This is a genomic window from Martinezella calliandrae (assembly GCF_030272695.1).
Lineage (GTDB): Bacteria > Pseudomonadota > Alphaproteobacteria > Rhizobiales > Rhizobiaceae > Rhizobium > Rhizobium calliandrae.
The window spans coordinates 125,341-143,265 of sequence record NZ_JARFYN010000002.1; the positions used below are offsets into that span (position 1 = coordinate 125,341).

Annotated in this window: 21 protein-coding genes; 5 read left to right on the forward strand and 16 right to left on the reverse strand. The window is 59.1% G+C overall.

The window, feature by feature from the left end; all coding sequences use genetic code 11:
• Positions 1–86 precede the first annotated feature (86 nt).
• The 3 genes from PY650_RS02125 to PY650_RS02135 form a co-directional block, all read right to left on the reverse strand.
• Complete coding sequence (locus tag PY650_RS02125; protein ID WP_285877422.1) at positions 87–935, reverse strand: MOSC domain-containing protein; 849 nt, start codon at positions 933–935, stop codon at positions 87–89.
• A gap of 9 nt (positions 936–944) precedes the next feature.
• Positions 945–1,598 (reverse strand): HD domain-containing protein, encoded by a 654-nt coding sequence (locus tag PY650_RS02130; RefSeq protein WP_285877423.1) that lies wholly within the window; start codon positions 1,596–1,598, stop codon positions 945–947.
• Between the two features lie 73 nt (positions 1,599–1,671).
• Positions 1,672–4,413 (reverse strand): DUF2339 domain-containing protein, encoded by a 2,742-nt coding sequence (locus tag PY650_RS02135; RefSeq protein ID WP_432761479.1) that lies wholly within the window; start codon positions 4,411–4,413, stop codon positions 1,672–1,674.
• Between the two features lie 302 nt (positions 4,414–4,715).
• Between PY650_RS02135 and PY650_RS02140 the strand changes: the two genes are divergently transcribed.
• From PY650_RS02140 to PY650_RS02150, 3 genes are all read left to right on the forward strand, one after another.
• A complete protein-coding gene (locus PY650_RS02140; protein WP_285877425.1) occupies positions 4,716–5,048 on the forward strand; it encodes a hypothetical protein in 333 nt (110 codons plus the stop codon).
• A 143-nt stretch (positions 5,049–5,191) separates the two neighbouring features.
• Positions 5,192–5,698, forward strand: coding sequence for a superoxide dismutase family protein (locus PY650_RS02145; RefSeq protein ID WP_285877426.1), 507 nt, complete (start codon positions 5,192–5,194; stop codon positions 5,696–5,698).
• A gap of 231 nt (positions 5,699–5,929) precedes the next feature.
• Complete coding sequence (locus PY650_RS02150; RefSeq protein WP_285877427.1) at positions 5,930–6,604, forward strand: EF-hand domain-containing protein; 675 nt, start codon at positions 5,930–5,932, stop codon at positions 6,602–6,604.
• Between the two features lie 53 nt (positions 6,605–6,657).
• On the opposite strand, the gene PY650_RS02155 is transcribed toward PY650_RS02150, so the two are convergent.
• The 7 genes from PY650_RS02155 to PY650_RS02185 form a co-directional block, all read right to left on the reverse strand.
• Complete coding sequence (locus PY650_RS02155; RefSeq protein WP_285877428.1) at positions 6,658–7,191, reverse strand: tyrosine phosphatase family protein; 534 nt, start codon at positions 7,189–7,191, stop codon at positions 6,658–6,660.
• Positions 7,188–7,805, reverse strand: coding sequence for a YfbR-like 5'-deoxynucleotidase (locus PY650_RS02160; RefSeq protein ID WP_285877429.1), 618 nt, complete (start codon positions 7,803–7,805; stop codon positions 7,188–7,190). Before PY650_RS02160 ends, PY650_RS02155 begins: the two co-directional genes overlap by 4 nt.
• Positions 7,802–8,641, reverse strand: a complete 840-nt coding sequence (ygfZ, locus tag PY650_RS02165; RefSeq protein ID WP_285877430.1) for a CAF17-like 4Fe-4S cluster assembly/insertion protein YgfZ — start codon at positions 8,639–8,641, stop codon at positions 7,802–7,804. The genes PY650_RS02160 and ygfZ overlap by 4 nt, the downstream gene beginning before the upstream one ends.
• A 73-nt stretch (positions 8,642–8,714) precedes the next feature.
• A complete protein-coding gene (locus PY650_RS02170; RefSeq protein ID WP_285877431.1) occupies positions 8,715–9,476 on the reverse strand; it encodes a hypothetical protein in 762 nt (253 codons plus the stop codon).
• A 16-nt stretch (positions 9,477–9,492) separates the two neighbouring features.
• A complete protein-coding gene (locus PY650_RS02175; RefSeq protein ID WP_285877432.1) occupies positions 9,493–9,750 on the reverse strand; it encodes a hypothetical protein in 258 nt (85 codons plus the stop codon).
• A gap of 104 nt (positions 9,751–9,854) precedes the next feature.
• Positions 9,855–10,316: a TIGR02301 family protein gene (locus PY650_RS02180; RefSeq protein ID WP_432761474.1), complete on the reverse strand. Its 462-nt coding sequence runs from the start codon at positions 10,314–10,316 to the stop codon at positions 9,855–9,857.
• Between the two features lie 78 nt (positions 10,317–10,394).
• Positions 10,395–10,814, reverse strand: a complete 420-nt coding sequence (locus PY650_RS02185; protein WP_285877434.1) for an NUDIX hydrolase — start codon at positions 10,812–10,814, stop codon at positions 10,395–10,397.
• A gap of 164 nt (positions 10,815–10,978) precedes the next feature.
• Between PY650_RS02185 and PY650_RS02190 the strand changes: the two genes are divergently transcribed.
• Positions 10,979–11,299: a YnfA family protein gene (locus tag PY650_RS02190; RefSeq protein WP_285877435.1), complete on the forward strand. Its 321-nt coding sequence runs from the start codon at positions 10,979–10,981 to the stop codon at positions 11,297–11,299.
• Between the two features lie 43 nt (positions 11,300–11,342).
• Entirely contained in the window at positions 11,343–12,107 is a 765-nt protein-coding gene (locus PY650_RS02195) for an SOS response-associated peptidase (RefSeq protein ID WP_285877436.1), read from the forward strand.
• An 80-nt stretch (positions 12,108–12,187) separates the two neighbouring features.
• Here PY650_RS02195 and PY650_RS02200 read toward each other — a convergent pair whose 3' ends face one another.
• The 6 genes from PY650_RS02200 to PY650_RS02225 form a co-directional block, all read right to left on the reverse strand.
• Complete coding sequence (locus PY650_RS02200; RefSeq protein ID WP_285877437.1) at positions 12,188–12,331, reverse strand: hypothetical protein; 144 nt, start codon at positions 12,329–12,331, stop codon at positions 12,188–12,190.
• A gap of 252 nt (positions 12,332–12,583) precedes the next feature.
• Complete coding sequence (gene pssA, locus PY650_RS02205; protein WP_285877438.1) at positions 12,584–13,444, reverse strand: CDP-diacylglycerol--serine O-phosphatidyltransferase; 861 nt, start codon at positions 13,442–13,444, stop codon at positions 12,584–12,586.
• A 20-nt stretch (positions 13,445–13,464) separates the two neighbouring features.
• Entirely contained in the window at positions 13,465–14,163 is a 699-nt protein-coding gene (locus PY650_RS02210; protein WP_285877439.1) for a phosphatidylserine decarboxylase, read from the reverse strand.
• A 181-nt stretch (positions 14,164–14,344) separates the two neighbouring features.
• Positions 14,345–14,731, reverse strand: a complete 387-nt coding sequence (locus tag PY650_RS02215; RefSeq protein WP_285877440.1) for an orotate phosphoribosyltransferase — start codon at positions 14,729–14,731, stop codon at positions 14,345–14,347.
• 315 nt (positions 14,732–15,046) lie between these two features.
• Complete coding sequence (locus tag PY650_RS02220) at positions 15,047–15,745, reverse strand: acid phosphatase (protein ID WP_285877441.1); 699 nt, start codon at positions 15,743–15,745, stop codon at positions 15,047–15,049.
• Positions 15,746–15,855: 110 nt separating this feature from the next.
• Positions 15,856–17,742, reverse strand: coding sequence for an ABCB family ABC transporter ATP-binding protein/permease (locus PY650_RS02225; protein WP_285877442.1), 1,887 nt, complete (start codon positions 17,740–17,742; stop codon positions 15,856–15,858).
• Between the last annotated feature and the right edge of the window lie 183 nt (positions 17,743–17,925).

Below are 17,925 nucleotides of genomic sequence, written 5' to 3' on the forward strand. Positions count from 1 at the left end.
CGCCGGGCTTCAATTAAAGGACGAGCATGAACATGAACCTGCTGCCCCAGGCCTGCAAGTACCAAACATAGGTGACAGAGGAGCGACTATCGCCGCTTGAACGCCCAGCCCTCGGGCCGTTTCTCGATCACCGTCACTGTATCGCCGATCATCACAGAGCCTTCGCCGCGCGGTACGGCATTCCAGCCGAAGAGGAGGCCGGGGACTCGGCGGTCGGCAGACATGCGGACACGCCCCATGGCCGGGATCGGGTTTGGAACATCGCGCGAGCCGGTTTTCTGGTCCTGCGTCGTCATGATGCAGCGGTCACAGGGCTTGACGAGGTCGAGGCGAATGCCGCCGACCTCGATTGCCGCCCAGCGGTCCTCGGGCCACGCCTCATCGCAATCGATGACGATGTTGGGGCGGAAGCGCGCCATGGCGACCGACCCTTCCCCATGGGCTGCAAGAGCGGCATTTAGCGCCTTCAGCGAGCCAGTGGTGGTGATTAGGATCTGGTATCCGTCGACGAAGGTGACCGGCGTGTCGCTGCCTGCCCATGCCGGATTGGCGATGCGTTTCGCAAAGCTGTCGAAGAACACCATTTTGACGTCGCGGCCGAGCCAGGCCGACAACGCCTTGTTCGTCTCCGCATCGGCGATGGAAGCGTTCACGGTAGACTTCCAGATGTTCACGTCCATGCGGTTGTCCGGGTGCGGCGGTGGCACGATAATGTCGGCCTTTCCCTCCATTTTCAGGCGCAGGTAGGAGGGGCCGGGCTGGACGTCGATGCGGGCAAGATCCTGCAATTCGCGTTGCGTGATGAAGCGACCGGAGGGGTCGATTAGCATGGCGCGACGATCGCCGATGAGGCCGAAAGCGTCGATTGTGGCGGACGGAATGGCAATGCCACGTGCGCTCTTGAGCGGATAGATGAAGAGATCGCTGACCCGCATGAATAGCCCTCAGATTTCGTCGATGAACATCGCCAGAACCGTCTTCAACCGCTCATGCCGCTCGCCAGCGAACCTCCGGCCAGTTTCGGTCTGGAACCCATCCGCCAGTTTGAACAGCTTTGTCTCGAAATGGTCAATGGCGAAGCACTTGTCGTCCAGCGGCCGCTTGGTGGCGAGAGGGTCGTACGGATCGTAGAGACCCGAGCCCAGTCGGCCTGCGATATAGAAACAACGGGCAGCGCCAACCATGCCGATTGCATCCAGCCGGTCGGCATCCTGCAACATTTTCGCCTCCAGCGTTTCCGGTGGAAGATTGGCGGAGAAGCTGTGCGTGATGATCGCGTGCGCTACGGAGGCGATATCCTCGCCGGCCCATCCGAGCAGTCGCAATATGCCGGCCGCCTTCACGGCCGCCAGCCTCGATGCCTGAGCGCGATGCGGCGAATTCTTCTCTACCGAGACGCAATCATGCAGCAATACGGCGGCAGCAAGGATGCGGGGATCGCCGCCTTCTTCCGCCTGGATGGACATGGCGTTCTTGAAGACGCGCAGGATGTGGGCGATGTCGTGCGAGCCGTCGTCGCCATCGGCCGCATGCGGAATGAGGTCTGCAGCCAGCGCCTCGAAAGGGGCAAAGGCTCGCGCCATTCTGTTGGTGTCCATCCTCGGCCCCGTATCGCAATGATTTGTCGGAATGATCCTGCGCGTTCCTACCGGGCGTAGAGATTCGCTGCAATCATTCCGTCGCTTTCTTGCCGCTCAAGACCTTTTGATAGAACAGGCCAATGCCGATCAGTACCGCGCCAAGGCCGATGAAGGACAGAGCGCGCAGGAAGCCCTCCAGGTTTGCCATGTCGATGAGGAAGACCTTCACGACAGTGACGAAAACGAGCGCAGCCGACGCGATACGCAGGCTGCGGGCGTCGAAGCGTGCACCGAGCCAGAGGAGGGCGATGCCGATCAGCAGCCAGACAACGGAGTACGAGTAGAGTTCCCCCTGAATAACGCCGTTCCAGAACGGGATATATTCGCCCTGCCAGAAGCGGCGCACGGATAGCGTCGCCCATGCAAAGGCCATCACCGCCCCGGCGACGGCAAGCATCATCACAAGGGGCAGGGGCCGTCTGTGCCGCCCATAGAGCGCCACCCCGCCATAGGCGAGCGCTGGCAGAAGGTAACCGAGCATCAGGAGGTTGAAGAAGGGGATCTGACCCGTGCTTTCGCCTGTGATGAAGGGATTGAGGCCGAACAGATGCAGCGTCAGAATCAGGATGACGGAGAGGACACCGAGCGCCATTCCGCCGTAACGAAAGACATGGCTCGATGCGCTGACATCGAGCGCCATCAGCGTCGCGGAAGCGCCGATCGCCAGCAATGTGTAGATCGATTGTTCGCCAAGGGTTGGAATGTTCGCGTTCAAGACGCCGCCGTTCATCGCATGGCGCACCAGCATGGCGACGGTCAGCAGCACCAGGAAGCTCGTGAGTGCCTGCAGGGTGTTACGCAGTCTGAGGTCCGGTGAACCCCTGACTTCAAAGGCGGACCAGGCCGCGAGCGCCGCGGGGATACCGTAACCGGCGAGCAGCATGTTGAACACTGGCGTCGTGCCGAGCTCACCGGGATCGACAATGGTTGGCTGCCAGGCGATGCGACCCAGGACGATGATCAACGCGGCGACCATCATCCAAGGCAGGGCCGGCCACGAGCGGGCGCGTCCAGCGAGGAGAAATGCCGTGCCAAGCACCGGCAGCAGGATCGTCGGGAGAGCGTCATGGGTCAGCGTGTGCACAGCCAAGACGAAAGCGGCGAAAGAACCGGCGGCGAAGATGTTGGACGGCAGCGCTATTTTCTCTTTGAAGGATCGGCGATCCAGCCATTCGGCGAGCGCCAGCAGGACGATACCAAGCCCGATGCCGTAGAGCCCATGCAGCCAGTCGCGTGTCCAGTTGCCAAAGGTGACATAACTGATCACTGCAATTGTCAGCGGCGTGGCGACCATGATGATGCCCCACAGAGTCCCAAAGGGCCTCTCGCTTTCGCCAAAACGCCTGAGAAAGAAGAAGCCGACCAGGACGAAAACCGCGCCGAGGCTGAGACCATCGTAGGCGACGAGATAGGATAACGCCGGAACGATCTGCGCGATATTCAGTTCCGCACCGATCTCCGGTTGCATCAGGGCGATGAACATGCCAAAGCCGGCCGCCAGCGCCGCCAGAATTGCCGCCCAGGCCGCATATGTGCGGCTGGCACCGAACGCCGCGACGGCCGCAACAATCGCTGCAAACGGAAAGGAAGCATCCGTGAGCGGATATCCGTTCGAAAGGCTGTAGATAAGCAGTGACAAGGCGACGGCAGCGGCGCCGATGGATGCCGTCAGCGTCATCCCAAGCGGCGCGCGCGTCAGGAACGCAGTCCAATGGCTGGCGGTCGAGGAGGGAGAGGGGCCCTCGGATCCGGCCAAACCGGCACTTTCCCCGGCAGTTCCCGCTACGTCGTAGTGTCCCGGCCAAATGAATATCATGCCGGCGATCATCGCCAGCACGGTCAGAGTCACCGGCGTCAGATCGACAGCGTCGCTGTTGAAAATGTAAAGCAGCGGCCAGATGCTGAGGAGGGCGTTGGCGAAGGACGGTACGAGGTGCCAGCGGCGCAGCCGCGATGCGGCGATGGTAACGAGCCAGGTGAAGACGAGATAGCCGAAAAGCGTCCAGGGTCTCGGCGCCGTCGAGGCGATAAGCGCCGGCGTGACCATGGAAGCCAAGAGGCCAAGCCCGGCAAGCGCCTGGCCATGCAGCAGCGACAGGCCAAGTGTGGCGACCGAGATCAGTCCAAGAAGGACGAAGGCGGCCGCCGGCCCGATGAAGCCGTAAATGCCATAGGCAGTATAGGTCGAGCCAAACAGGGCGACGACGCCAGCCGCCGTCAGCACACCGGGGATCATCGCGTTCTGGAAGGTATTGACGAGCACGGGTTCTGACCGGCGCCGGATGATTTCGCCAGCGGCGGCGAGGAAGAGGCCGAAGATGGCGGCAAGCACCAGCCGCATGGCTGGGCTGAGCAAGCCGCTTTCAATCGAATATTTGACCAGGAAGATGCCGCCAAGCGCCAGCGCGATTCCGCCCACCCAGACGGCCCAGCGGGCACCGATCGTACTCTCCAGGCTTTCTTCTTTTTGGGTAAGCGCTAGGGCGACAAACTCCTCTTCTTGCTCTTGGGTGCTAGCTTCAGCGAAGGCCGCTTCTTTCGATTCGGTTGATGACCCTGCGGCGGTTTCGGTCGGTGGCTCAATTGGACTGCCTGGGAGCTGGGAGACTGCCTCAGCAGGTTCTGCTGATTCGCTAGCTTCAACGGCCGGCACATGACCGGCGAGTGCATTTTGCAGCTCTTGAACACGGCTTTCCAGTCGTTGTAGCCGTTGATTGTAGCTGCGCAGTATCACAATGCCCACGACCACAACTACGATCAGCAACAGATCCATCATGTCTCCTCCATGGGCTTCTGTCATCACATTATACGAAATGCGCGGGACAGTAAGGGTCAGTCTACCGATTTTCCCTATGATTTCAGAGGATTACGCAACGAAAGGTGATATGCTTCGCGTGGCGGACCACCGCAAGCTTATTAGTAAAGTGCGATTTATAACTTGGGAACTATTGTTAATAGCCATTAACAATTCGTCTTTACCCGAGCGGCAAATCAGCCTATCAACATTGCAGTTAACCAGAACGTATTGCGTACAAACGACGTCGCATGAGGCGGCTCCTACCCTAGGAGGTTTGTATGTCCCATGTATCTTCGACATCCAACAGTTCTTATGCTTATCGGGGCACGCTTTCGCGGCTAGATGCAAATGGCGACGGTATTTTGAGCCGCGAGGAGCGAGAGGCTGACGAGCGTCCGGGCATCCTCGAAGCCGATGCGATCGCTAACAGCAACAGGAATGGGGCAATGGGCAGCCTGATTGCAAAGCTCATGCAACTACCCGGTGGCGGTGCGACGCTGACAAACACATCGCCCGAAGCCAATAATGCTAACGACTTTGGTCTACTGGCGCCTATGGATGCCTACAACAGCACCTACGGCCAATACGACACGGACAGCATGGTGGCCTGACCAACCGTTTTTGCTCTAATCGTTGTAGCGGTTCGCCGGTTGCCGGCGGACCGCTCATTTGTGTCGAGAGCACTCATTTCTCCCTTGGCGGGAACACCCGCCCCGGTGATGCGTTGCATTGACGTCAAACGGGAGAATGTTCCATGAGGACTATCATTATCGCGGCGGCTCTGGTTTTGGCGGCAGGTTCATCTGCGGTGGCACAGGACAAGCAGACGGCGATTGCCAATTTCGTCGGTCTCGATGGCAAACAGGCGGGACGAGCGGTTCTGACTGAGGCGAAGACGGGCGTACTGATCGAACTCGACGTCTCCGGTCTTCCGGTCAACCGCTGGGTTGCCTTCCATATCCATGAGAACGGCCATTGCGACCATACGCACGGGTTCGAATCTGCCGGCGGCCATTTCAATCCCACAAATGCCGAGCACGGCATGCTCGCGGCTAACGGCCCTCAAGCCGGCGACATGCCCAATCAATACGTCGATCAGGATGGCAAGCTGCGGGCCCAGGTGTTCAACAGCATGGTGAAACTCGACGGCAAGAACGGCATTCGCGGCCGGACGCTGATGATCCATGAAGAGTCCGATGATTATCGCAGCCAGCCCGTTGGAGGCGCCGGCAAACGGGTGGCTTGCGCAGTCATCGAATAGCTTTCTCTCAAGAGTGATTCGGGCAGTCGTCCGAATTCTCGCCAAGCACTGGTTGTCTTCCTCGCACGGATGCCCACCGCCAATATGATTCGATACCTGTCAATTGGGGTTAATGATCAATTAACACCTATCTTTGACCGCCCCTGCAAATCGGCCTATCCAATCGGCATTTCAACGAGCGTACTGCGTCCCACCGAAAACGCCCGATGGCGTTTACTTTAGGAGATTTGGATGAGTGGTATTTCTTCAGTTGGAAGCAGCATGACGGCTGCCTCGTACAATCCCCTTGATAAAAATGGCGACGGCATCGTGGACACGCGGGAACTGAAGGAAGCGGCGCAATCCGGTCTTCTGTCGGCAAGTATCCTCAACGACGAAGACAGCAGCGACCCGAGCGCGACGGATACATTTTCGAGCAACCTGGCTTCAATGCTGCTGCAGATGCAGCAGAGCGGCGCCAGCGGTGGCAGTCAGAACAGTACGGCTTCGTCGAGCGGCAGTTCGACCGATCAGTCGCCGATGGACCAGCTGTTCGCCAGCCTCGATACCAACCATGACGGCAAGGTTTCATCCGACGAGTTCGTTGCCGGACGGCCGAAGGACATGAGCCAAAGTGACGCCGAAAATCTGTTCAAGAGCATAGATACTCAGGGCTCCGGCTCGTTGAACAAGGATCAGTTCGCCGAGGGTCTCGACGTGCTGAAGACCACGGACTCGTCCGCAGCCGATATGCTGTCACTGAAGCAGACCTCCAGCAATAGTGACAGTAGCGGCACGAGCACCAGCCACAATAGCGGCCAAAACGCGTTGGAAGTTTTCATCAGCGAGATGCAGGCGTCGATGAATGTCTATCAGAACACCTATGGTCAGTATGACCCCGATCCGTCTGATAGTGCTGCCGCCTGATTGGCGCCCTCGGATTGCCTGAAAAATCGACGGAGGTTGCGCAGTCTCCGCATTTATGTGACGTTGATTTCCGTCAGCAACGGCAGGACGAAGGGTGCGTTGCCGTCCGCATCGGCGCCACGGCCGATCGCTTTAACGGCGTCGACGAGCCGGCCTTTGCGATCAAGCACTTCGTCCCCGATCATCATCAGCCGAGTGTTCGGCGTCGCATAAGGCGAGGCGGCGCGCAGGCGATGCGCCAGCGCAAGATCGTCCTCTTCCGGATTGACAGCCAACGCCGCGATCAGCGCTGCTGCAGGCGATCGCGAAACGCCCATCCAGCAATGGATCAGCAGCGGCGAGCTGCGGTCCCAATTCCTGGCGAAATCGATGATCTGACGAACATGGATCTCCTGCGGTGCGATGAGATCACCGGTTCCGGCAAAGCTGATGTCGTTCATGCCGAGCAAAAGGTGCCGTTGTGCCTTGATCACGGCGGGCCGATGAAACATCTGTTCCTTCGCCATCAGACTGATCATTTCAGATACGCCGTGGAGAACGGCCATCTGGGCAATGCGGGCCAGCGGGGATACGATGATCGCGGTCATGCCTCAGCCCTCACGGCGGCCCGTTCGGCCTCAATCGCGTCGAAACGCGCCAGGAAAAGCCGCTGCGCCTCGATCGCCGGCATCGGCTCGATCGGCAACATGTCTCGCGTGATGCCGCGAGGCTGGCCGAAGAACTTGCGCGCTTCCTGCGGCGTAAAGCCTGCGAGCAGGGTCGCCTCGAAATAAGCCGAAACTGTATCGGCCTTCTTGATCTTTTCCTTCAGCTCCGGTCCGCAATGCGGCGGCAGGGCAAAGCGTCTGTAGATTGCGGCTTCCAGGCGCTTCTCTACCACCTTGTAATCGCCGCCGACCACGGATTTGAACGGCGAGATCATATCGCCAATGACATATTCCGGGGCATCGTGCAGCAGCGCCGCTAACAGCTCGTCCGGCGTTGCTTTGTTGAGATAGCGGAAGATCGCCTCCACCACAAGGCTGTGTTGAGCGACGGAAAAGGCGTGATCCCCGGAGGTCTGACCGTTCCAGCGCGCCACGCGGGCAAGCCCGTGGGCGATGTCGCTGATCTCGACGTCGAGCGGAGAGGGATCCAACAGATCGAGCCTGCGGCCAGACAGCATGCGCTGCCAGGCGCGCGGGGTATCACCCGCTGTCATGCCGAGGCCTCATCGGCCGGTGTGGGGAAGGAGAGGCCGGACCAAGGGGGAAGCGTAAGCGAAACTTCGCGATCCCCCGCCAGGATTGGCTTGCTGGCGGCGATGCCCTCGCCGGCGCGGTCGATGCGGACGATCGCAAGACCCTTGGCGCCGTAGGTCGAGCCGAGCGTGCCGATCGATTTGCCGCCGATGGTCAATTCGGCGCCGGTGGCAGGCAGATCGCTGCTACCGCTCACCACGACGACCCGTCGGCGCGCCGTGCCGCGATGCTGCATGCGGGAAACCACTTCCTGCCCGACATAGCAGCCCTTGCGGAAGCCGAGGCCGCCGTTGAGATCCATCAGCACGTCATGCGGAAAAGCGTCCTGCAGCGCAAAGTCCAATCCGGAAGTCGCAATGCCATTGGCGATGCGCAGCGTCTGATAGAGGGTCTCGGCGTCGTCGCCGTGCTGGCCGGGCGTACGTGTTAGTGTGATACCCGCCTTGGTGAAGCGGCTGTCCTTGCGGCTTTCGGCCGCATTCTCGCCCCAGGCGGCAGTGACGCCTTCGGTCTCGATTGCAGAAAAATCGACCGGCGCGCGCAGCCGATACATGGTGAGGCGCTTCAGAAGGCCGTCCCTTTGCACCGTATCGGTCTCCAGCACAAAGCCGGAACCATCGCGCCAGATCATGAAGTCGAACAGAATCTTACCCTGCGGCGTAAGCAGCGCTCCGGGGCGTGCCTCGTCCGCACCAAGCGAGGTGAGATCGGTTGTAATGAGATTATGCAGGAAGGGCTCTGCCTCCGCGCCGGTAACGCGAAGAAATGAGCGATCTCTCAGGAATACGGCTGGCATGGTGGACCCGCTAATTTGGCCTATCCATCAGAGGTAGGGCCTTCGGTCGAGAACCGCAAGTTCTGCGGCCGGATCATTCGCCTGAGGTGAAGAATTTCCATTTGCCATCAGGCGTGATGCCGACGCGATAGAAATTATAGCCGCCGAATTCCAGCATATCGGAAAAGTCGCCAGCGGTCACGATGCGCATCAGATCGACCTTTTCCGGCGCTGTCAGGGTCTTGATGTCCTTTTCGGCGAAATAGGGCCAGACATACATTTCATCGGATGTGCCCTGGCCGATATGGGCAAAGCCGGTCGACATGATGTCGAGGAGAATCGAGAGGATTTCGATGCCGTCAGGGTCGCCGGAAAGGTCATGCAACGTCTTGATCGGATCTTCGCCCGGATCGTCTGCCGTCACCTGGGTCTGATTGAGACCACCGCCGACATTCATGAGCGGACGCAGACGCTCGAGTTCACCGGAGGCGGCGGCCTCGACAATCATCTCGCGCAGCTTGCGCACCGGCTCCGGCACCTTGCTGATGTCGAAGAGGATCTCCGCCTGCTTGCCGCCATTCGGGGCATTGCTGGGTGTCGTGCTGCTCTGTCCGGCCTGGCTGTTGATCAGCGGGTCGGGCATGGGGAGTGTCTTTGAGGGTGCTTCAAGCGCCTCTTCGACCGGCCTGTCATTGCTGCGCTGCGCTGATTTCCCATGAACGCCCGGCTTGGTGGTGGGCGGATTGAGCTGGGAGAAAGCAAAGGAGGGCAAAGGCTGAGCGAGGCTGCCAAAAAACATGGCGGCGGCAAGCAAGGCAATGGAATGTCGAGACTCATTGCCCGATAGGATGTGCATAAGGGATCTCTGGCTATTATTGCAAGGTGCGGTTCGGAGAGAATTCACCAGCAAGCATGCGTTCCCTAAGCGATTCGAGCAAGGCTTCCGCGCCTTGTTCGCCATGGATGCGAATAGTCTCGCGAATAGCATGGGCAATTGCGGCGTCGGCGATGATTTCCGGCTCGATACCATCAGCCATCCCGTCAGCCCAGGCCTCATTCTGGTATTCCAGTGCTGCCTGCCTTTTTTCGTGGACAATCATGTCGTCGATGTCGTTCAGGCTTGGTTCCATTGTTTCGTTCCTCGAGACGTCCATGTCCTTACCGCTTGATTAACGACTTTATCAGCCTTTTCCTAAAACGACACGGCTCGGTGGGAAAAGGGGTTAATAAATCGTCAATTTCCAAAGCGAGCGGTTATTTCTGTGGCAAGTGTTGCACCTTCGTTACGGTATCGCTCCTCGGCGACGATGGCTTGCAGCGTGCAGTCCGTGTAAACCGATGCGAAGGATCTATATCCACGGTTGAAAGAGGCGGTCAGTCTTTCTTTTCGTTTCGGTTCGTCTTTGGTCTCGGTATCGAGCAATCGCTGCATATCGGCTCGCCAGGAATCTTCTTTTTCGGTGTGGCAGAGATTGCGCAGATAGTGGATCGATCCAAGAATTTCGGCGAGCCGTGACAGCTGGTCGTCATAGGGCGCGGGCCGTTCTGTACCACCGCCTGCGTCGGGCACCTGCACCTCCGGAGCTGTCGCCGCAGGCTGCGCAAAGGCCGGAAATGCGGCCGTTAGCGCGGCGCAGATCGGAAGCAGCTTGATGAGGCGACGATAATTCATGAACCCAATTGATACGGCAAGCATGACGGGAACAAGGCGAAAACCTCGCTTTCCACGCCGTTTTTATCACGCATCGTTAACGCCAGAGCCCCGGACACATTATTAGACCCGCGCCGTCGCCAGCCGTTCGGCACATTCGAGCACGCTCGCAGGAACGGGCAAGTGGCGGAGCTCTTCCAGCGAATACCACCCGATTGCCGCGGCATCGTCGGCGGCTTCGGCAATCGCATCCTCGTCGGCATCGACCAGGAAGACCGACAGAAAGAAATGACTGGTGAGCCTCCCGTCTGCTGCATGGCTTCTGAGATCGTAAGTTTCGAAAAGGCGAGGATTGCGAGCAATTATTCCTGTCTCTTCCTTGAACTCCCGCAATGCCGTTTCCGTCGGTGTTTCGCCATCTTCTGCCCGCCCGCCCGGAAAGGCGTACATATCGGCAGATGGCGGATTGCGCCGCAACACCAGCAGGAAGCGGCCGTCACGTTCGAGGATGGCGGAGGAGGCGAGGCGCGGGATAGAGGTCATGGGTCAATTCGGATTCTAATGAAAATATCGGCGACAATGAGGGGTGGGCGTGGAAGCTTCTCACTCCATAAGATACGACCCTTGTTGTCCGGGATGAAAGTCCTTTTACTCGAGAAAGAAAACGGCGACGAATCGGGGCCACCAGCACGCCAATGAAAACCATGATGACCTATGGACTTTACGCTCTCGCTGCGTTGGCTGAAATTGCCGGCTGTTTTGCCTTCTGGGCCTGGCTCCGGCTGGCAAAGCCGATCTGGTGGCTAGCACCGGGTCTGGTCTCATTGGCGTTGTTCGCCTGGCTGCTGGCGCTGGTGCCGAGCGACGCTGCAGGGCGTACCTTTGCGGCCTATGGCGGCGTCTACATCGTCGCTTCCATTCTCTGGCTCTGGATGATCGAGGGACGCTTGCCGGATCGTTGGGATCTCTCCGGTGGCGCCGTCTGTCTTGCGGGCGCGGCCGTTATTCTCTTCGGCCCTCGCTACTGACCTTCTCCTTGACCCGACTCTTTGAGGATGCAACACAAGCCGCATGTGCGGACGATTTGCATTGACGCAAACAGAGAAGGAAGTGCGGGAATTGCTCGGTTATCTCGAGCATGAAGATTTCCCCGCGCGCTATAACATAGCTCCGACGCAGCCGATTTTAGTCGTCATTTCAGGCGACCGGCAGGAACGGGGCAGCAATCTACCGGATCGCCGCGCCCTACTTGTTCGCTGGGGTTTTACGCCGGCCTGGGTGAAGGACCCCAAGGAGTTTCCGCTCTTGATCAATGCCCGGGCCGAAACCGCGATCGGCAAGGCTTCATTCCGAGCCGCCATGCGTCACAGGCGCATTCTGATCCCGGCATCGGGCTTTTACGAATGGCATCGCCCGTCGAAGGCGAGCGGCGAGAAATCGCAGGCTTATTGGATCCGTCCGCGGGCCGGCGGGGTCATTGCCTTTGCCGGCCTGATGGAGACCTGGTCATCGGCCGATGGTTCCGAGATCGATACGGGCGCCATTTTAACGACATCGGCGAATCGAACGATGCGGCCTATTCACGACCGCATGCCTGTGGTCATCAAGCCGGAAGATTTCACCCGCTGGCTCGATTGCAAAACGCAGGAGCCGCGTGAAGTCCAGGATCTGATGGTGCCTGTTCAGGAGAATTTTTTCGAGGCGATTCCGATTTCGGATCGCGTCAACAAGGTCGCTAATATGGGGTCGGATTTGCAGACGCCCGTCGCAGTCGATCCTTTGATCAAGCCGTCGAAGAAGCCGGACGTTGGCGCTGGCCAGCTAAGCCTCTTCTGAACGGCTTTACATGAGATCGGCATCGCATCGTCATGAACCACTGTGGCCAAACTCTGTGGCCACTGGCGGATGCGGCAGCTTTAGGCGAGTTTCTTTTCCAGCGGCTTGGTCTTTTTCAGCATCAGATGTGCTGCCAGGACGGCCTTGAGGCCAAGCGGACGATAGAGTGTGCTGGGGTCGATCTTAGCTTGCGGTTGTGCCGCTTCTTCTTTCTTCGCCGTCATGTGTTTCTCCTCGCAATGTTCCCAAGGGTGTCTTTTGACACACCGCCATGTAGCCTTTTCTTGTCATAAATCATGACAAATCAAAGGCATTTGCCGATCAGCTTTTGTAAACACCGACCATATTTCGCGAGTGTAATGCGAAATTCTGACGTACAATCTATCTAATTTAGGCGTTTATTTTTCGTTAAGAGGTTGCGCTGACACGACGAATCGATGAACCGTCGTGAGTGTCAAATAGCCACGGCGTTTCGACTAGATATGCCGGCCGATGTCGTCGTTGGAATCGTCGACATCGGGATCGGCGGGGCCGTTGATGGTGTAGGTGCCGTATTTGCGCGTCCAGGAACGCGCGCCGAACGGCAGTGATAGCAGATAGGCAACGACGGTAACCACCATGACATGCCAGGTATAGCTCATCAGCAGTGCCACATAGACGACGAGGCCAAGCATGATCGGCAGCACAAGATCGCGGCGGATGCGGCTGCTTTCCGATTTGCCGGACCAGACGGGCAGGCGGCTGACCAGCAGGAAGGCGATCAGCACGGTGTAGCCTGCACCCCAATAGGCAAAGGTTTTGCTGGGCGTCAGCCCCAGGAAGCCGAGATAGACCGGCAGCAATACCAGCATCGCGCCGGCCGGCGCCGGCACGCCGACAAAATATTCAGACTGCCAGGACGCCTTGTTCTCGCGTTCCGCCATCACGTTGAAGCGCGCGAGCCGCAGGCCAGCCGCGATGGCATAGATCAGCGCCGCGATCCAGCCGAGCGAGCGTGCCTGATCCAGCAGGAAGACATAGATGACAAGCGCCGGCGCGACACCGAAGTTGACGATATCGGCAAGCGAATCCATCTGTGCGCCGAACTTGGAGGTGGCTTTCATCAGCCGCGCCACGCGCCCGTCGATCCCATCGAGGAAGGCAGCGACCAGCACGGCAACCACGGCGAGCTCGTAGCGGTTTTCGAAAGCGAGACGAATGCCGGTCAAGCCCGCGCAGATCGCCAGCACGGTGATCATGTTCGGCACGATCAGCCGCAGCGGGATTTCCCGCAGGCGCGGCCCGCGCGCCTCGTCGTTGGGACCATGCGGCTCAAAGGGTGGAAAAGGCGTCTTCATCTCGCTCGCTTCCTCAGGGCTCAGCTGCGGCGGCTAACGATGGGGCCCTTCGAGGAGCCGAATTCCGCAATCACCGTTTCGCCGGCGATCGCCCTTTGGCCGACCGAGACGCGAGGCGCTGCTCCCTCCGGCAGAAAGACGTCGAGGCGCGAGCCGAAACGGATGAGGCCGATACGCTCGCCCGCGTCGACCGATTCGTTTTCATTGACGAAGCAGAGGATGCGGCGGGCGACGAGGCCGGCAATCTGCACGACGCCGATCTCGCCATGCTTTGTCTCGACGACGAGACCATTGCGTTCGTTCTGCTCGCTCGCCTTATCCAGTTCCGCATTAAGGAAGCTGCCCTGGCGATAAGCGATATTGGTGATACGGCCGCGCATTGGCGAGCGGTTCACATGGCAGTCGAAGACGTTCATGAAGATCGAGATGCGCAGCATCGGCTCGTGGCCGAGATTGAGCTCAACCGGCGGCGTCACCATCTGCACGCCCGAGACCTTGCCGTCGGCAGGCGATACGGCAAGATCGTCGTCCTGCGGCGTCATGCGCTCGGGATCGCGGAAGAAATAGGCGCACCAGAGCGTGAAGATCAAGCCGATCCAAAAAAGCGGCTTGAAGATCCAGCCAAGAACCAGCGACGCAACAAAAAAACCAGCGACGAAGGGATACCCTTCTTTGTGCACCGGGACGATCGTGTTGCGTACGCTATTCAACAAGCTCATCGATGGCACACTCCATTAAGGCATGGTCCCGAAAAGGCGGGCAGCGGTTTTCGGGCAAAGATCATGCCGGCCAAAAGACGAGAACAAGATGAGTCGTCTTGTTCTAACTACCAGAATGACGGTGACTACAGGCAATTTCTGTCATGGGCAATGCTTTCGCACGCTCGCCCCCAGCGCAATGCTAATCGCGGCCGATACCTATGCCTATTGGCGTTTTCCAGATCTGCTCTCGCAAAAGCGGACAAGACGCGAAGTTGCGGAAGGCCTTGGACCGCAGGGCACCTCCGATCGCACAGACAACGGCAAGAATGTGCGCCTGCGAGCCGACTGCCATGCGATGGGCATCTTTCACTGCACCGCCCGTCGAAATCACATCCTCGATGAAGGTTACGCGGCGGCTGAAAACGTCTTGTCCCTCGATTGCCTGGCAGGTTCCATAAGCCTTTGCCTCCTTGCGAACGAAGGCCGCGGGAAGGCCGGTCTCCAGCGAGATCGCCGTCACAAGCGGGATGCCTCTCAATTCGAGGCCGGCAACAATCTCGGTTTCGGCTGGGATGAGATCGGCCATGGCGCGTGCAAGCGCTTCAGCAGCGAAGGCATGCCTTCAAAGCAGTATTTGTCGAAATATCGATTGGAAATTTGGCAGTTCGAATTCGCCTTCCAACGTCGCCACCTCGGCGATGCGCCGGGCGAGATCGTTTTTCGATCGAACTATTCCATCTGTCATCGTTCGGCCTCCTTCTTCGCACGGCTTACCGCGTATACGCTGGAATCATGGGGCCGCAAGCCACATGATGTCTTTGGAGGCGCGCCGGGTTCGGGGAATGAGTAAACAAAGCCGCCGGAGATTATCCGGCGGCTTGTGCATTGCTGGAGATCGAAATCAGAGGCCGAGGACGGTGCGCAGCTCAGCCTTGGCGGCTTCGTACTCGGTCTTGTAGTCGTCATGCGTCATGATGGTCTGCGCAATGACGACGCCTGAAATGCGGCCGGCTTCGATATCAGTGGGGTAGTGAATACCGCCGACGATGCGGTTATGGCCGTATTCCCAGGCGCGAGCCATGATGAGGTCGCGCTTTTCCGGCACCATGTTCGACAGCACGACGCCCATCAGCGTACCGAGCGTGGTGTGGCCCGAGGGATAGGAGCCGGACTTGGAAAGCGGCACGATCGGCTTCACCAGATCGCTGTAGAGATGCGGACGTGGGCGCTTCCAGACGTCCTTGGCCGGATCGACGACAGCGCCTTCTGTCTCGACGATGCGATCGAAAAATGCCGAGAACTTCGGCAGGTTTTCCTTGGTGAATTTCGGATTGTCGATGACGTCGGAGAAGCGCCAGATATTTTCTTCGGCATCGGCTACGGCGCGAGCGGACATTTCCGGCGTGCGGGTCACCTGGATCGTCAGGATTTCGCCTAACTCGGCCTTCATCTGTGCAGAGTCGTTTGCGGGCGGCGGCGGTAGCAAATCAAGGAGATTGATTTCATTGGCATCGGTGAACGGCTTGGCATCTCCGGCGAAAACCGGCGAGGCTGCGCCGACGACAAGCAACAGTGCTAAAGCTTTAGCAAATTTACGCATTTTAGGGCCCCTTTGATGTGAGACCCCTATCTAGCAGGCTGTCGTCTCAGCCTTGTGACAACAGTCGGTGCACAACTGGTCCGCGCACCTTTGACGAAGCCATGTTTGCCTCAGTTCGCGGGCGCCAGGCGGTCGACGACGCCGAGGTCGTCGCTTTCGCGCACTTGCTTCAGATGTTCTTCGGCCTGTGTCGCCTCGCGCTGGCGGTTCCACATCGACGCATAAAGGCCGTTCTGCTCGAGCAGGGCGGCATGGGTGCCACGTTCGGCGATCTCGCCGCTTTTCAACACGATAATCTCGTCTGCCCCGATGACAGTCGATAACCGGTGCGCGATGACCAGCGTCGTGCGGTTCTTGGAAACGATGTCCAGCGCCGCCTGGATTTCCCGTTCGGTCGTCGTGTCCAGCGCCGAGGTCGCCTCGTCGAGGATGAGCACCGGCGGAGCCTTGAGGACCGTGCGGGCAATGGCGACGCGCTGCTTTTCGCCGCCGGAAAGCTTCAAGCCGCGCTCGCCGACCTTTGTGTCGAAACCCTCCGGCAGATGGCGGATGAAATCGCCGATCTGGGCGATTTCCGCTGCGGTCGTCACCTCGGCCTCGCTCGCCCCCGGCCGGCCGTAGCGGATATTGTAGGCTATGGTGTCGTTGAAGAGCACAGTGTCCTGCGGCACCATGCCGATCACCTTGCGCAGGCTCTTTTGCGTCACTTTACGCAGATCCTGGCCGTCGATGGTGATCGTGCCGCTCTGGACGTCGTAGAAGCGGTAGAGAAGCCGTGAGAGGGTCGATTTGCCCGCGCCGGAAGGGCCGACGACGGCGACCGTCTTGCCGGCCGGCACTTCGAAGGAGATGCCCTTCAGGATAGGCCGGGCGCTGTCATAGGCGAAGTGCACGTCTTCGAAGGAAATGGCCCCGTGATCGATGGCCAACTCCTTGGCGTCGGGAGCATCTGTCACCTCCGGCTTTACTTCCAGCAGATCAAACATCTCTTCGATGTCCGTCAGACCCTGGCGGATTTCGCGATAAACGAAGCCGATGAAGTTCAGCGGCACCGAGAGTTGCAGCAGCATGGCGTTGATGAAAACGAAGTCGCCGACCGTCTGGTGGCCGTTAAGGACGGACCAGCCGGAGATGACGAGCATGACCGTGGTACCCAGGCCGAAGATCAAGCCCTGGCCGAAGTTCAGCCAGCCGAGGGAAGTCCAGACATCGGTGGCGGCCTTCTCATAGCGCGACATCGACTGATCGAAGCGTCTGGCCTCCATCTCTTCGTTGCCGAAATATTTGACCGTTTCGAAATTCAGGAGCGAATCGATCGCCTTTGTATTGGCGTCGGTGTCGCTCTCGTTCATCGAGCGGCGGATGGAGATGCGCCAGTCGCTCGCCCGGACGGTGAACCAGATATAGAGCCAGACCGTGACGGCAGTTACCGCAAGATAGGAAAAGCCGTAGCCGCGCCAGAAGATGATGGCAGTCAGCAGGAATTCGATGAAGGTCGGGAGTGTGTTGAGGATGGTGAAGCGGACGATCGTCTCGATGCCCTTGGTGCCGCGTTCGATGATGCGCGATAGGCCTCCGGTCTTGCGCTCAAGATGAAAGCGCAGCGACAGCTCGTGCATGTGCACGAACGTTCGGTAGGCGAGCTGGCGCACGGCATATTGACCGACGCTGGCAAAGAGCGAGTCACGTAACTGATTGAGGCCGAGCTGAATGAGGCGCGTGACGTTGGTGGCGACGATCAGCGCGATCGCGCCGACCATAAAGGCTGGCAGGATGCCCTGCATATCCAGCTTGCCGTTCAGGGCGTCGACGGACCATTTGAAGAAATAGGGGACCAGCAGCAGGAAGAATTTCGAGATCAGCAAGTAGACCGTTGCCCAGACGACCCGCATTTTGAGGTCCATGCGGCCCGCCGGCCACATATAGGGCCAGAGATTGACGATGGTGTTCAATGGATTGCTGGAATCCGCCGATATGGTCTTCTTGCGGTCTGCCATGTCCGTCTCCGGCGAATATCTGAGCCAGCGGGGCAACGGCGCGCACTTGCGGAGCCTGGCTGGAAGGGCCCCGTCGGGTAAGGAACAGGGCAATGTGGGTCGGCGGCACGCTTATACCATTTTTATGTCAGGTAAAAGCAGCGGCCAGGCGTTGATTGCGCCTGGCCGTATTGCGCTGATCGT